Source organism: Pseudomonas sp. ITEM 17296 (assembly GCF_028895205.1).
GTDB lineage: Bacteria > Pseudomonadota > Gammaproteobacteria > Pseudomonadales > Pseudomonadaceae > Aquipseudomonas > Aquipseudomonas kermanshahensis.
Genome location: NZ_WJRS01000028.1, coordinates 1 through 14267, shown reverse-complemented (window position 1 = coordinate 14267; position 14267 = coordinate 1). Strand labels below are relative to the sequence as shown.

At 63.3% G+C, this 14267-nt stretch carries 12 protein-coding genes; 7 read left to right on the top strand and 5 right to left on the bottom strand.

Going from position 1 to position 14267, the window contains the following annotated elements:
- Positions 1-10 precede the first annotated feature (10 nt).
- The gene (locus GIB19_RS23510; protein WP_274888208.1) at positions 11-1255 is read right to left on the bottom strand and encodes a DUF1835 domain-containing protein; all 1245 of its coding nucleotides are present in this window, start codon (positions 1253-1255) and stop codon (positions 11-13) included.
- Positions 1256-1510: 255 nt separating this feature from the next.
- On the opposite strand from GIB19_RS23510, the gene GIB19_RS23505 reads away from it, so the two are divergent.
- The gene (locus GIB19_RS23505; protein ID WP_099429216.1) at positions 1511-2194 is read left to right on the top strand and encodes a tetratricopeptide repeat protein; all 684 of its coding nucleotides are present in this window, start codon (positions 1511-1513) and stop codon (positions 2192-2194) included.
- A gap of 15 nt (positions 2195-2209) precedes the next feature.
- On the opposite strand, the gene GIB19_RS23500 is transcribed toward GIB19_RS23505, so the two are convergent.
- Together GIB19_RS23500 and GIB19_RS23495 are read right to left on the bottom strand one after the other, a co-directional pair.
- On the bottom strand, positions 2210-3796 hold the full coding sequence (locus GIB19_RS23500) for a rhodanese-related sulfurtransferase (RefSeq protein ID WP_274888207.1): 1587 nt from the start codon (positions 3794-3796) through the stop codon (positions 2210-2212).
- Entirely contained in the window at positions 3793-4401 is a 609-nt protein-coding gene (locus tag GIB19_RS23495) for a cysteine dioxygenase family protein (protein ID WP_274888206.1), read from the bottom strand. The genes GIB19_RS23500 and GIB19_RS23495 overlap by 4 nt, the downstream gene beginning before the upstream one ends.
- 306 nt (positions 4402-4707) lie before the next feature.
- Between GIB19_RS23495 and GIB19_RS23490 the strand changes: the two genes are divergently transcribed.
- The gene (locus GIB19_RS23490) at positions 4708-5649 is read left to right on the top strand and encodes an ABC transporter substrate-binding protein (RefSeq protein WP_274888204.1); all 942 of its coding nucleotides are present in this window, start codon (positions 4708-4710) and stop codon (positions 5647-5649) included.
- 118 nt (positions 5650-5767) lie between these two features.
- Complete coding sequence (locus GIB19_RS23485; RefSeq protein WP_274888203.1) at positions 5768-7075, top strand: LLM class flavin-dependent oxidoreductase; 1308 nt, start codon at positions 5768-5770, stop codon at positions 7073-7075.
- Here GIB19_RS23485 and GIB19_RS23480 read toward each other — a convergent pair.
- Both GIB19_RS23480 and gspG read right to left on the bottom strand, forming a co-directional pair.
- Positions 7069-8259, bottom strand: coding sequence for a type II secretion system F family protein (locus tag GIB19_RS23480; protein ID WP_099429219.1), 1191 nt, complete (start codon positions 8257-8259; stop codon positions 7069-7071). The genes GIB19_RS23485 and GIB19_RS23480 overlap by 7 nt on opposite strands.
- 11 nt (positions 8260-8270) lie before the next feature.
- A complete protein-coding gene (gene gspG, locus GIB19_RS23475; protein WP_027593406.1) occupies positions 8271-8696 on the bottom strand; it encodes a type II secretion system major pseudopilin GspG in 426 nt (141 codons plus the stop codon).
- Between the two features lie 185 nt (positions 8697-8881).
- On the opposite strand from gspG, the gene GIB19_RS23470 reads away from it, so the two are divergent.
- From GIB19_RS23470 to GIB19_RS23455, 4 genes are all read left to right on the top strand, one after another.
- Complete coding sequence (locus GIB19_RS23470; protein ID WP_027593405.1) at positions 8882-9475, top strand: transglycosylase SLT domain-containing protein; 594 nt, start codon at positions 8882-8884, stop codon at positions 9473-9475.
- Between the two features lie 119 nt (positions 9476-9594).
- Positions 9595-11055 (top strand): sensor histidine kinase, encoded by a 1461-nt coding sequence (locus GIB19_RS23465; protein ID WP_027593404.1) that lies wholly within the window; start codon positions 9595-9597, stop codon positions 11053-11055.
- Between the two features lie 285 nt (positions 11056-11340).
- Positions 11341-12834 carry a sensor histidine kinase gene (locus GIB19_RS23460; RefSeq protein ID WP_027593403.1) on the top strand — a complete coding sequence of 498 codons (1494 nt, stop codon included), beginning with the start codon at positions 11341-11343 and terminating at the stop codon, positions 12832-12834.
- Complete coding sequence (locus GIB19_RS23455) at positions 12803-14230, top strand: sigma-54-dependent transcriptional regulator (RefSeq protein ID WP_099429220.1); 1428 nt, start codon at positions 12803-12805, stop codon at positions 14228-14230. Before GIB19_RS23460 ends, GIB19_RS23455 begins: the two co-directional genes overlap by 32 nt.
- Positions 14231-14267 lie beyond the last annotated feature (37 nt).

The following is a 14267-nucleotide window of genomic DNA, read 5'->3' as shown; positions in this document are numbered from 1 at the left end:
CAGCATTTCCCTAATGGCGTTGCCAGACTTCGCCTCGCTCGCTGACTACCCAAGGCGCTTGCTCAGCGTCGATAAGTACACCGCCAACCCAGCGCGGAGGAGGCGCCTGATCCAGCCAATTGGCCTGCCCGTCGAGAACGCTTTCGCCCAGTGCAGTCAGCCTCAAGGGCCGTTGCGCCCAGCCCTCTCCTGAGCCTTCCAGCAACAGCGGGTGCGGTGCATGGATCAGCGGTTGCAGCAGCACGTGGAACATCAGGTCGCCCAGGTAAGGCAATGGTTCATCGTGCATCATCAGCTGTGCAAACACGCGGCCGGCCGGGAGCTCACCCTTTTGCGCGAGGATGCGTAACAGCAAGCGCTCTGTGAGGCTCAGGCCATCCTTTGCCCCTGGCAACTCCTGCAACTGGCGCACAAGTGCTGCGCTTAATTGGGGTAAAGACGGGTGCTTCTGAACCGCAAGGGCAGCCCAGGCGCGTGGGTCTGGTGCGGTATAGGCAGCCCAAGCCTGCTTTGCTAACGCTATGGAGTCTGGGCCCAAAGGCCGCCGTTGTGGCCAAAGCCAGGCAAGCAGGTCGGGGGCGAGTTGGCCGATGCCGATGAAGCGCTCGACGCCGGGCACCTCGGTAATTTCGATCAGCTCGAGCCGCCGCGGCAGGCAGGGCAGGCTTGCCAGAATCCGGATCAGAAATAGCTGATCGTAAGCATCCCCTTCGCACCAGAGCACAACTTCACTATCAGCGTTCAACTGTGCCAGTGCTGCGCGCTGCCTAGCCTGGCGCTGCTCGACGTCCTGCGCGCCAAGGTTGAACGCCTGTTGCGTATACGCGGCACGCACGGGCCAGTACTCATCTTCTGGCAGTGCCGGCACAGGCCCCATGACCATCGGGTCATCGAACATGTGAAACGCGCCGTTAAAGCCCACTGTGCGCAAGCTATGGGCGATGTCATTGCCGCAGCGCCAGTGCTGCACGGTAGCCTCGCCATCGGCGGTGAAGCTTGGGTGGCGCGCTGCAAAGGCGACAGCGTCAGCATGCGCCTTGAGCTTTGGCCAACTGGCAAAACCCGCCTCACGGGCCAGCAACCACTGGGTGTCGGCGAGCCGGTAGTGCGGGCCGGCCAGGCCGAGCAGGCGCAGCTGGGCGCACGCCTCGTCGGCCTCGCCGTTGTTTACAGCTTTCAGCAAGCGTTTGGCGCGTTTGCGCAGGTCGGCCAGGTCGAGCAGGCCGTGATGACGGGAAGCATGGATGGCGGGCATGCCAACTCCTTTGGGGCTCGGTCCGCCGACAAGCCGGGAGCTGGAATGAAAATGAGATGAAGCGTGGCTTGGGCACCCCTTCGCGCGGACCGCAGGCGCAGCGAACGCCTTAGGGCGGACTCTAGCGGCTAGTGGGCGGTGAAGCAATGGCCTGCCGCGTATCTGAGCGGTTGATCGGGAACTTCGATGGCATGTTCAGGTCGATAGCGTCTTCTTTCGAACCAGGCCCACCTGGACCCGTCGAGTGCGTTCCTCATGCCAAGCAAGCGTATGCTGTCGGCCTTAACCCTGTTGTTCAGTATCACTGCGTGCGATTTCATCACCGCCGGCGAGCGCACGGCGCCTGCAAGCAGTAACACGGCCTCGACCCTGCTGATCGAAACAGCCTCCAGGCAATACGCAGAAGGCAAACTGGACCAGGCTGCCGCCACGCTGGAGCGGGCGCTGCAAATCCAGCCGAACAACCCCGCCACGCTGCACTACCTGGGTGTGCTGCGCCTGCAGCAGGGGCAATACGAACAGGCTGAAGTGTTGGCGGCGCGCTCCAACCTGCGGGTTGGACGCAACGTGGCCTTGCGCAATCGCAATCTGCAATTGATCGAGGCGGCGAACCAAGCCCGGATTTCGGGTACGCCGCCGGGTGCTGTAAAGGCGTCGGCCGTTCAAGTAATACCCGCAGAGGCCAGCCCGGAGCCTGCGCGATCAGTCTCCCTGGCTGCTGCCCAGCAACGCCAGGGCGTTGCCGGTCAGCAGCGAGTGGGCATGGCTGAATACCTCATGGACGATGCTGCTTTCGAGGTACCGCGGGGCCACGGGCCGCCGCCAGGCAAATGCCGAATCTGGTATCCCGATCGCCCACCTGGGCACCAACCCCCGCCGGGCAAATGCAAGAAGCTGCAAAAGCATGTTCCTGCGGGTGCCTACCTACTGCGTCACTGATGACCGGGGCGCACGTTAACGGACAACATGAAACCCATGCGTACCGTCGCGTTCCAGTTGGGCGATCAGGCCGAACTCCCAGTCCAGATACCCTTGCATGGCTTCACGCGGGTTGTCGGTGCCTTCATAGGGCCGGCGGTAGCGGTCGCTGCGCGCCACTGCCAGGTGGGTTTCCCCACTCTCTAGCGGTTTGCCTGCGGCAATCCAGCGCGCAGTGCCGCCCTCCAGCACATACACCGGTGTGTGTGTCAGGGCCTGCAAGTCGACCGCCGCAAAGCGCGCCAGCAAGCTGCTGCCGCAGGTGAGCACGTAGCGTTCGGCAACCGGCAGTTGCTCCAGCACCTGCGGCAACTGCGCTCGGATCGCCCAATGGGCACCCGGGATGTGGCGTTTGACGTAGTTGGCGCTGGTGGTGAAGTCCAGCAGCACCGTGCCTGGCGCTTGCAGCCAGGTGTGCAACTGGTCGACGTCGATCTCGTTCACCTGGGGCTGTTCCGGCAATGGCGCCTGCCAATCGCCGGGCTCGCTGAAATCCGCTGCCGACAGGCCGTCCAGCACGGCGACCTGCCAACCCATCTGGGCCAGCCACGAGGCACTCATGTTGGCCCGCACACCGTCGTCATCCACCAGCACGATGCGGGCGCCGCGCACGCTGGCGACATGGTCGGTCTCTTGCACCAGTTGCCCGCCGGGGACCGAGCGGCTGGCTGGCAGGTGGCCTTGGGCAAACTCTTCAGGGGTACGCACATCGAACAGGTAGGTGGTGCGGTGGGGCTCGGCCTGCCAGGCCGCCAGGCCTTCGCGATTCAGCCGCGTGACTGCGGCGCGGTCGGCCACGGCGCGGGCACGGTCGGCGGCGCTGGCGCGGGTGGTGTCGCTAACGGGGGCAAAGCTGCGTTGCTGGCCGTGAGCCAGTTGCTGGCCGGCAAGCGTCCAGCCGATGGTGCCATTGCGCAGTGCCGCCACCGGGTTGGGGATGCCGGCGTTGACCAGTGATTGGGTGCCGATGATGCTGCGGGTACGCCCCGCGCAGTTGACGATTACCTGGGTGGCAGGGTCCGGCGCGAGCTCGGCCACGCGCAATACCAGTTCGGCCCCCGGCACACTGATGCCGCCGGGGATGCTCATGGTCTGGTACTCATCGAAACGACGGGCGTCGAGCACCACCACATCGGCCTGGGCATCGAGCAATGCCTGCACCTGCTCGGCCGCCAGCGACGGCGTGTGCCGCTCGCTTTCGACCAGTTCGCCAAAGGCCTTGCTTGGCACGTTGACGTCACGGAACAACTCGCCGCCAGCCGCGCGCCAGCCAGCCAGGCCGCCCTCGAGCAGTGCCACATCGCTGTAGCCCAACGCCGACAGGCGCGCGGCAGCCAGCGTAGCCAGCCCTTCACCGTCGTCATACAGGGTGATGGCGGTGTCACGCCGCGGTACCCGGGCGAAGACTTCCAGCTCCAGCTTCGACAGCGGGATGTTGGCGGCAAACAGCGGGTGTTCCTGGGCGAACGGGTCTTCCTCGCGAACATCGATCAACGCCAGCTCTTCATGGGCCAGCAAGGCCCGGCGAATGTCATGGAAGGAACGGGTGGCGAGAGTACTCATGGGGCTGGATTCTCTTTGGACTGGTCCCAGATGTTGGGCAGGAGGGTATTGGAGTAGCCGGAGATGAAGGGTTTTTCAGTGCCGTCGGCCAGGTACACCGCCCGGCTGACCGCGCCGATGTTGGCGCCGTAGACGTGGATGCTGATCGACACCTGGTCGTCGAAGGCGTTGCTGACCTGGTGAATGTCGCCGATACGCGGCGAAACCGCTTCGACATGGCCAGGGTCGATCCGCACCGGCGCACCGGCCGGCAGCAACGCACCGTGCTCGCTGCGGGCGAAACCTTGCGAATATTCAGCGCCGCGCAGCATGCCGATCAGCCCCCAGACTCGGTGATCGTGAATCGGCGTCTGCTGCCCTGGCCCCCAGACGAAGCTGACGACAGAGAAGCGTTGGCGCGAGTCGCAATGCAGCAGGTATTGCTGGTAGCGGCTTGGGTCCGGTTGGGCGAGGGCTTCGGGTAACCAGTCGTCATGGGCGACCAGGCTGCGCAGCAGGCCTTGGCCTTGGTCGAGGAGGGTGGCTTCGTCGGGGGCTCGGTCGAGCAGCTCCGAAAGCGCACCGATGAAGTGTCGCAGGCGCTCCAGGCGCAGGGATTGGCTCATGGTTCAGGCTCGGCTGACGGTTTCGGTTAACCCTAGCAAACTCGCTGAATATTCACCAAAGTAAAATTAATCATAAGCTAATATGCAAAATATGCATTTACAGGCTCGCCTATCTGTTTTGAAATAGGCCACCGTCGAAGGCATTAGGTTATGCCTAGAACGAATTTCCCACAGGCTTTATACATCGATAACTTATAAGCAAGGCGCTGGTTAGATTCAAAGCGCATACCACTGTCATTTATCAAAGCGAGACCGCACGGGCGGATCGACTACCTAGTTGCGCCTTTATTGGCCCTGGAGACGAACGTGCGATACCTCAAGCAACTGGCCGCCGGTGTGCTGGCCACCTCACTGAGCCTGGCCGCCGCTGCGCAGACCCTGGTGGTTGGCGACCAAAGCTTCAATGCCCGTGCGGTGATGGAAGCCGCCGGCGTGCTCGATGACGTGCCCTATACGCTGGAATGGAAGCAGTTCACCGCAGGCTCCCCGGTGGCTGAAGCCTTGAATGTCGGCAGCCTCGACATTGGCCTGCTGGGCGATGCGCCGCCGCTGTTCCTCGGTGCCTTGGGGGCACCGATCAAGGTGATTGCGGTGAGCCGGCAGAACCTCGAAGGGGTCGCTATCCTGGCGCGCAAAGATTCGGACATTCACAGCCTTGAAGACCTGCGCGGCAAACGCGCGGCCCTGTGGAAAGGCTCGTGGAGCCAGCAACTGCTGTTCAGCGCCCTGGACAAAGCCGGCGTGCCCCGCGATGCCCTGGAGCTGCGCTACCTCAGCGCGCTGGATGCCTCGCACGCCCTGGATGGCGGTTCGGTGGACGTGATCGCGACCTGGGAGCCCTATGTCACCCAACAGGAGCGCCAAGGCGCCAGGGTGCTGGCCACAGCCGAAGGCTTGATTCCGGCCCAGAGCTTTGTGGTGGCCAACGCCAAGGCCGTCGACGCCAAGCGTGCGCAGATCACTGATTTTCTGCAGCGTTTGAAGAAGGCCCGTGATTGGACCTTGAGCAACCCAGCCAACACCGAGGCCTATGCCGATGCATGGGCCAAGCGCACCCGCGCCGACCGTGACATTGCCCGGGCCTGGTTCGCCCGCGCGCGCACCGACGTGGCGCCACTCAACCCCCAGGTGATTGTCGATGCGCAGAAGACAGTGGACTTCTTTGCCGGGCTTGGGCTGATCAAGGCCTACCCGGCAGCGAGCCTGTTCGATACCTCGTTTGCTGCGGCGCTGGCCAACGACCATTGAGTTTGGCCTCTTCGCGGGCAAGCCCGCTCCCACAGGGACCGAGTCGACGCTGAATCCTGTGGGAGCGGGCTTGCCCGCGAAGAGGCCGGTACTGCCCCATCACTTCAGAGGACTCCCCATGACCACCCGCAAAATCAAACTCGGCGCCTTGACCATGGGCTGCGGCGGCCCTGGCCGCCATAACCTCTGGCTCGACCCCGAGCTGCCGGCCGATGCCAGTGTCAACATCGACTGGTACATCGACATCGCCCGCCAGGCCGAGGCTGCGCTATTCGACCTGATATTCATCGTCGACAGCCAATACATCACCCCCGGCTCACCCTCGCATTACCTCAACCGCCTGGAGCCGCTGACCCTGCTCTCGGCTCTGGCCGTCACCACCCGGCATATCGGGCTGGTCGGTACCCTGACCACCTCCTACAACGAGCCCTATAACGTCGCCCGTCGCCTTGCTTCGCTGGACCTGATCAGCAAAGGCCGCGCCGGCTGGAACGTGGTGACCAGCGGCGATGCCGGCACCGCGGGTAACTATGGCCGTGACGAGCATTACGACTACGACACCCGCTACGCCCGCGCCGAGGAACACGTGCAGGTGGTGCAGGGCTTGTGGCATTCCTATGAGAGCGGCGCCTTCCCGCGCGATCGCGCCACGGGCCAGTTTCTCGACCCCTCGAAGCTGCATGCGCTCAACCACAAGGGCGAACACTTCTCGGTGGTGGGGCCCTTGAACATCCAGCGTTCGCCCCAGGGCCAACCGGTAATCTTCCAAGCTGGCGACTCGCAGCAGGGCCGCGACCTGGGCGCCGCCACCGCCGATGTAATCTTCACCCACGCGGCCAGCATCGAGCAGGGCCAGGCCTTCTATCGTGACGTCAAGGAACGTGCCGCGCGCCTGGGGCGAGACCCGGAGCAGTTGCTGGTACTCCCAGGTGCAGAAATCTATGTGGGCGACACCGATGCTCACGCCCGTGAGATCGAGCGCCACTACCACCAGCAGGACCACAGCTTCGAACTGGCACTCAAGGAGTTCGGGCGCAATTTCGGGTGGCACGATTTCACCCAGTACGACCTCGATGCGCCGTTCCCTCAAGAGAGCCTGGAGCATGCCCGCAGCAGCTTCTTCACCAATGCCAAGCGCATTGCCGACCAGGCGCGGGCGCAGGGCTTCAGCTTGCGCCAGGCGGTGGAGTTCGGCCGCCAGCTACGCCCGGGGGCATTCGTCGGCTCCGCCGAAACGGTGGCGGCAAAAATGACCGAGTGGTTCGAGGCGCGGGCGCTGGATGGCTTCAATATCTACATTGGCCATCCAGGCCAGTTCCGCCGTTTCACCGAAGAAGTGGTGCCATTGCTGCAGGCACGTGGCGTCTACCGCACCGCGTATGAAGGCACGACTTTGCGCGAAAGCCTCGGCCTGAGCCTTCAGTGAATGCTTGAGGCCAGTTCGAAGATCGGCATGTACATCAGGATCACGATAAAGCCGATCAACAGGCCAATGAACGTCATCAGCAGCGGCTCGAACAGCTTCACGAACCATTCCACCCAGCGGCCAATCTCCTGGTCGTGAAAGTCGGCGCAACGCTCAAGCATTTCGCCAAGGTTGCCCGACTGCTCACCGGCGCGCAGCAGCCGCAGCGACACCGGCGTCACCAGTTGCCCAACCTCCAGCGCGTCGGACAGCGGCAACCCCTCGGCCACGCGCTGGCTGGCCTGTTCAAGGCCCTGCGCGGCGGCGCTACCCAGCAGCCCGCGGGCCATGCCCATGGCCGTGAGGATAGGAATACCGCCTTGCAGGAGGATGCCCAGCGAGCGGTAGAAGCGCGCCAGTTCGTACATCATCAGCCGCTGGTGCAGCGCTGGCATGCGCCTGAGCTGGCGCGCTGCCCAGCGCCGTACCCGCGGGTGGCGGCGCAGCAGCACCAGGGCGGTGATGCCCGCCACGCTGCCCAGCGCCAGCGGCAGTTGCTGGGCATGCAAGAACAACCCGATCTGCATCAGCAGGCGTGACAGCCACGGCAGCTCGGTACCCATGCCTTCGAACACCTGGCTGAAGCGCGGCACCACGTAGCCGAGCAAAAACAGCACCACGCCACCACCGACCAGCAACAACAGCAGTGGGTAAACCGACGCCCCCACCAGTTTCTGCCGCACCAGGTCCAAGCGTTGCCGGTAGGCGATATAGCGGCCGAGGGCGTCGCCGAGGGCGCCGGTGCGCTCGCTGGACTGCACCAGCGCTACGTACAGGGCCGGGAATATCCTGGGCTGGCGGCCCAGCGCCTGAGACAGCGAGTGCCCCTCGTACAGCTGGCGTACCAGTTCGCCGAGCACCTTGCGCGAGGCCGCAGCGGGGGCTTTTTCCGCCAGGCTTTCCAGGGCATCGATCAATGGCAAGCCAGCGTTGAGCAGGGTCGACAGCTCCTGGCTGAACAACACCAGGTCAAAGCTCGCCTCGCGGCGCCAGGCCATGCCGCGCAAGGCACTGCCCTGGCCCTTCACGCTGACCACCCGCAAGCCTTGGTCCTCGACTTGGCGGCGCGCCTGGTCGGCATCTTCGGCGTCGATCTGCAATTGCACCACGCCCTGTCTGCCCAGGGCCTTGAGGCTGTAGCGCATGGCCGAGCTCCTTATTGCCAGCTGGTGATTTCGGCGTTCTCACCGTCGCCACCGGGCTGGCCGTCCTTGCCCATCGACAGCAGGTCGTACTCGCCGCCGTTCTCACCGGGTTGCCGGTAGATGTAGGCGCGGCCCCACGGGTCTTGCGGCACGGCCTTCTGCAGGTACGGGCCGGTCCAGCGGGCCTCGCCGCTAGGGGCGATGACCAGTGCCTGCAAGCCTTGTTCACTGTTGGGGTAATGCCCGACTTCCAGGCGATAGAGGTCCAGGGCTTTGCTCAAACCCTCGATCTGCGCCCGCGCCACCTTGACCTCCGAGCGGCCAAGCTGGCTGAAGTACTTGGGCGCGACGATACCGGCCAGCAGGCCGAGCACAACCAGCACCACGAGGAGTTCGAGCAGGGTGAAGCCACGTTGGGGGTTGGATCTGCGCTGCATGGTGATGCCCTCCGCTGCGTAGGAACATGCTGTGGCAGGCACCATGCAACAGCCGTGCACGTCTGCCTCGGGGCCTTGCGCCATGCGGTGCAGGAAGCGGCACAGTGCTTGCGTCGTGGTCTGCAACCTCGGGTTTTCCGGGGCATTTCCCCCACATCGGGGGCCACGACGAAGAGGCGACCGACATGCGTGGACTTATCCTGGGTTTGATCTGGCTGGCGGCGGGTGCCGCCCAGGCCGATGTGTACATCTCCATCGATGCCAAGGGCGGCTACGTACTGACCAACGTCCATCGGCCCGGGCGCCAGTATCAGCGGGTGATCAGCGAACCGCTGGCCCAGGCGGGGGCTGCCGGTGCGCAAATGATCACCGGGCGGCCCTATGCCGAGCTGGTGGCCGCTGCAGCGTTGGCCCACAACGTGCCGCAAGCACTGCTGCATGCGCTGATCAAGGCAGAGTCCGGCTACAACCCCAAGGCCCGCTCGCCGGCGGGCGCGGTGGGGCTGATGCAGCTGATGCCTGATACCGCGCGGGAGATGGGCGTGGAGAACGCCCTGGACCCTGAGGACAATGTGCAGGGTGGGGCCCGCTACCTGAAACGCATGCTGACCCTGTTCGACAATGACATCACGCTGGCCGTGGCCGCCTATAACGCCGGCCCCGACGCGGTGTTGCGCCGGGGCGCAGTGCCTCCGTACGCCGAAACCCGCCGCTACGTGCCCAACGTGCTGCGCGATTACCGCAAGCTGCAAGGGCTGGCGGACGACTCGCCGCTGTAGGCGCGCGACGTGGCCGAGCAGCGCGGCGGTCACCCTTCGGCGGATGACATCAATTTAGAACCATGGTTCCCCCAACTCTGGGCTATAACCTTCAAAGGTGCCCAGCTGTGGAGTCCGCCATGGACATCGCCCCCCGTTCCGACGCCCTTGGAGTGCCTGCCGGTACCGAGGCGACAGCCCCACGCAAGCCGTTCAACCTGCTGCGCTGGTATGCCTGGGTCAGCCTGGCCATCATCCTCTCGGTGGCGGTCGGGCTGGGGCTGATCTCCAGCCGCTTCATCATCGATGAAAGCGTCGAGCGCGATGCGCTGCTGTCCGCTCAGTTCATCACCTCTATCGCTGATGCTGAAGTGCGCCATGTGTCGATCCCCAATGTGCGCACCATGGGCGAATTGCTGGACCCGCGTACCGATCGCACGGCGCTGCCGGATGTCGACCCCGATGCCCGGCGCAAGGCTAGGGGCGAGTTCCTCGACCACATCGCCCACCTGCCGGACATGCTGCTGGCCAATATCTATGCGCCGGACCGCACGGTGATCTGGTCGACCAACCCGGCGCTGATCGGCAAGTTGATCGAAGGCGACGACGACCTGGACCGCGCCTTCGAGTACAAGATGCGGGTTTCGGCCAGCTACCACGACTTTGAGCGGGCACGCGAAGAGCAAAAGTTCGTGACTCCACCTGAGCAGCTGTTCATCGAAAACTACATTCCGTTGTTCGACGCCGATGGCGAGCACGTCACGGCCATGGTGGAGATCTACAAGGAACCGCATGACCTGATCGTGCGCATCGAACATGGCCTGATCCTCATCTGGCTGGCGATCACCGTCGGCGCCGGGCTGGTCTATATCGGCCTGTACGGCATCATGCGCCGGGCGGCCAAGCTGCTGGCGGTGCAACAGAAACGGCTGATCAACAATGAAACCTACGTGGCCCTGGGCGAGGTGTCTTCGGCGGTGGCACACAGCTTGCGCAACCCGCTGGCGAGCATCCGCTCCAGTGCCGAGCTTGCGCAGGCGTTCGACGAGGGCCCAGCGCAAAGGAACATCAACGACATCATCAGCCAAGTCGACCGCATGTCGCAGTGGATCCGGCAGCTGTTGCAGTCACTGCGCCCGCTCAATGATGAAGCGGTGGCGGTGGACCTGCCGCAGGCGCTGCAGGAAAGCCTGCAGACCTTTGCCGTGCCGCTGGCGCGCAGTGGCGTCACCCTCGACCTGCAACCGTTACCGGCGGTTCAGGTGTTGGGGCACCCGGCGTTACTGCGGCAGATTTTCAGCAGTTTGATTGCCAACGCATTGGAGTCGATGGAGCAGGGCGGGAAGTTGCGTGTCGAGGTGGTGCGCCACGACCGGCGCGGCTTGACGCTGCGCCTGTCCGATAGCGGCAAGGGCATGACCGAGCAACAGCAGCGCATGGCCTTCAGGCCGTTCTTCACCACCAAGCAGGGCGGGCTGGGCGTTGGCCTGGTTTTGGTCAAACGCATCATGGAGCGCTTTGGTGGCGCGGTGAGGTTGAGTAGCAGCCTAGGGCATGGCACCCGCGTTTCGCTGAATTTCAGGTTGGCCAAATCTTCTTAGTGGGCTTTAGGTTCATATCGTAACTACATGATTTATAACAAATAGATCTTTTTTGGGTAATTGTTACCCAAAAGTGGGGACTGAAGCTTGACCGGATTTTAATAAGTTCTTTCAAGTGACTGAAAAATATGAATATGTCTTTTCGTTCGTCGACTGGCTGATTTTTTGCAACGTGAGCATGGCAACAACGGGTCGCCTTGGCGACCTGGGTGAAGTGCCATTAAATTGCTACTAATCGTGGCAAGGGTGCGCTTCAGAACGGACGCCCAGCGCGGGAACCCCTCAATGCAGATGCTGGAAAACGAAGTGCCCGACAAAGCGTCTGCGGCCACCAGTGGTTTTGCGGCGCCATTGCGCGAGTTCAACCTGTTGCGTTGGTTTTCGATCATCAGCCTGCTGATCATCGCCTCGGTGGCCGGTGGCTTGGGCTATGTGTCGACGCGCTTCGTGGTGCGCGACAGCGTGGAGCGCGATGCCATGCTCACCGCCCAATTCATCCAGGCCATGGCCCAAGCCGAGGTCCGCCATTCGCAACTGCCGCCGGGGACCACCATGGGCGAACTGCTCGATCCGCGCCTGGACCTGCAGCACCTGCAGTTCACCCCGGCGTTGGCCGAATCGACCCGTGTCGAATTCCTCGACCACGTCGAACACCTGCCCGATACCCTGTTGGCCAACGTCTACGCCCGCGACCGGACCATTGTCTGGTCCACCAACCCTCAGTTGATTGGCGAGCGGATCGAGGAGGATGGCGACCTGGAGCGCGCGTTCCGTTCGCGCAAAGCGGTGTCTGCCAGCTACCACCAGGCCGAGGACGACCGTGAAGAACAGAAGTTTCTGCGCGAACCCAAGTACCTGTTCATCGAGAACTACATCCCGCTGTTCGACAGCCAAGGCGAGCAGGTGCTGTCGATGGTGGAAATCTACAAGGAGCCGCAGGACCTGATCCGGCGTATCCAGCGCGGTTATGTACTGATCTGGGCCTCGACCCTGGTGGGTGGCGCGCTGATTTACTTTGGCCTGTTCTGGATCGTGCGCCGGGCGGCGCTGATGCTTAACCAGCAGCAAGACCGCCTGGTAGCCAGTGAAACCTACGTGGCACTGGGCGAAATGTCCTCTGCGGTGGCCCACAGCCTGCGCAACCCGTTGGCCAACATCCGCTCCAGCGCCGAACTGGCCCAGGAGATCGCCAACCCCACCGCACAAAAGAACATCACCGACATCATCAGCCAGGTCGACCGCATGTCACGTTGGGTGCGCGACTTGCTGGTGTCATTGCGCCCGACCAGTGACGAGCCCGAGGCCGTGGACCTGGTCGCGTCCATCGAGGACACCCACCTGGCCTTCGCCCAGCAGATGGCGCGCAACGGCGTGCAGTTCTGCTACGAGGGCCCCGACGTGCAGTGTGTGGCCAGCCAACCGCTGCAGCTGACGCAAATCCTCAACAGCTTGTTTTCCAATGCCCTTGAAGCCATGCCGGCAGGCGGTGTACTGCGCGCCCAGGTGAACGTGCAGGACGGCCAACGCGCCGTGCTGCTGCTCAGCGATACCGGCAAGGGCATGAGCCAACAGCAGGAACGGATGGTGTTCAAGCCGTTCTTCACCACCAAGCAGGGCGGCCTCGGTGTTGGTCTGGCCCTGGTTCAACGCATCATGGAGCGTTTTGGCGGCTCGGTCAGCCTGAGCAGCCGCGAAGAGGAAGGAACCCGCGTAAGCCTTACTTTCAATATCGCAGCGGGAGGGGACCATGGAACACAGCATCCTGGTAGTCGAGGATGATGAAATCCTTGCTGACAACATACGCACCTACCTGAGCCTCAAGGGTTACGAGGTGACGGTCTGCCACAGCGCGGAGCTTGCGCTGGAGCAGATCAAGCAGGCCCAGCCCGATGCGGTGCTGACCGACAACTCGTTGCCAGGCATGAGTGGGCATGACCTGTTGCGCGTGCTGGTGGCGCAGGCGCCGGCGCTGAAGGTCATCATGATGACGGGCTATGGCAATGTCGAAGACGCGGTACAGGCGATGAAGGAGGGCGCCTTTCATTACCTGACCAAGCCGGTGGTGCTGGCCGAGCTTAAACTGACCCTGGACAAGGCCCTGGCGGCTGAACGAATGGAGCGCACCTTGTCGTTCTACCAGGAGCGTGAGGCGCAGAAGTCCGGGCTGCAGGCACTGATTGGCGAGTCGCCGGTGATGCACAGCCTCAAGCACACCCTGCGCCAGGTGCTGGACGCCGAGCGGCGCATGGCCAGCGACGACCTGCCGCCGGTGTTGGTCGAGGGCGAGACCGGTACTGGTAAGGAACTGGTGGCCCGGGCCCTGCATTTTGATGGCTCGCGCAGCAAGGGCCCATTCATCGAATTCAACTGCGCGTCGATCCCGGCCAACTTGCTGGAAGCGGAGTTGTTTGGCCATGAAAAAGGCGCGTTCACCGATGCCAAGGAGCGTCGCGTAGGCCTGGTCGAGGCCGCAGATGGCGGCACGCTGTTCCTCGATGAAATCGGCGAGATGGACCTTGTGCTGCAGGCCAAGCTGCTCAAACTGCTGGAGGATCGCAGCATCCGCCGCATTGGCGCGGTGAAGGAGCGCAAGGTCGACTTGCGGGTGATCAGCGCTACCAACTGCAACCTCGAACAGATGGTGCAGCAAGGCAAGTTCCGCCGCGACCTGTTCTTCCGGCTACGCATCATCGCCTTGAAGGTACCGCGGCTGTATGCCCGGGGGCAGGATATTCTGCTGTTGGCCAGGCATTTTTTAGCGCACCACGGGCGGCGCTATGGCAAGCCGAACCTGCGTTTTTCCGCCGAGGCAGAGGCCCTGATGCTGGGCTACAGCTGGCCTGGCAACGTGCGCGAACTGCGCAACATGCTGGAGCAGACGGTATTGCTGGCACCCAATGAGGTGGTGCAATCGCATCAGTTGAACCTGTGCATGACGCTGATTGACGAGCCGCTGATACAGCAGCAGGCGCCTGCAGTATTCGAGATGCCACGGCATGAGCCAGAACCGGGTACCAGCCTGCCGGACATGGAGCGGGATTTAGTGTGCAAGACCCTGGACCGGACTGACTGGAATGTGACTAAGTCGGCGCGGATGCTGGGGCTGTCGCGGGATATGCTGCGTTACCGGATCGAAAAGCTCGGGTTGACCAGGCCAGACAAGCGGCAGTGGTGAGCATTGCCCCCTTTTCTTAGGCCAAGCGCGCGCTCTG

Excerpts from the sequence above, each read along its gene's own strand:
- GIB19_RS23510 (WP_274888208.1), bottom strand. The coding sequence starts at position 1,255 with ATGCCCGCCATCCATGCTTCCCGTCATCACGGCCTGCTCGACCTGGCC.
- GIB19_RS23505 (WP_099429216.1), top strand. The coding sequence starts at position 1,511 with ATGCCAAGCAAGCGTATGCTGTCGGCCTTAACCCTGTTGTTCAGTATC.
- GIB19_RS23500 (WP_274888207.1), bottom strand. The coding sequence starts at position 3,796 with ATGAGTACTCTCGCCACCCGTTCCTTCCATGACATTCGCCGGGCCTTG.
- GIB19_RS23495 (WP_274888206.1), bottom strand. The coding sequence starts at position 4,401 with ATGAGCCAATCCCTGCGCCTGGAGCGCCTGCGACACTTCATCGGTGCG.
- GIB19_RS23485 (WP_274888203.1), top strand. The coding sequence starts at position 5,768 with ATGACCACCCGCAAAATCAAACTCGGCGCCTTGACCATGGGCTGCGGC.
- GIB19_RS23480 (WP_099429219.1), bottom strand. The coding sequence starts at position 8,259 with ATGCGCTACAGCCTCAAGGCCCTGGGCAGACAGGGCGTGGTGCAATTG.
- gspG (WP_027593406.1), bottom strand. The coding sequence starts at position 8,696 with ATGCAGCGCAGATCCAACCCCCAACGTGGCTTCACCCTGCTCGAACTC.
- GIB19_RS23470 (WP_027593405.1), top strand. The coding sequence starts at position 8,882 with ATGCGTGGACTTATCCTGGGTTTGATCTGGCTGGCGGCGGGTGCCGCC.
- GIB19_RS23465 (WP_027593404.1), top strand. The coding sequence starts at position 9,595 with ATGGACATCGCCCCCCGTTCCGACGCCCTTGGAGTGCCTGCCGGTACC.
- GIB19_RS23460 (WP_027593403.1), top strand. The coding sequence starts at position 11,341 with ATGCAGATGCTGGAAAACGAAGTGCCCGACAAAGCGTCTGCGGCCACC.
- GIB19_RS23455 (WP_099429220.1), top strand. The coding sequence starts at position 12,803 with ATGGAACACAGCATCCTGGTAGTCGAGGATGATGAAATCCTTGCTGAC.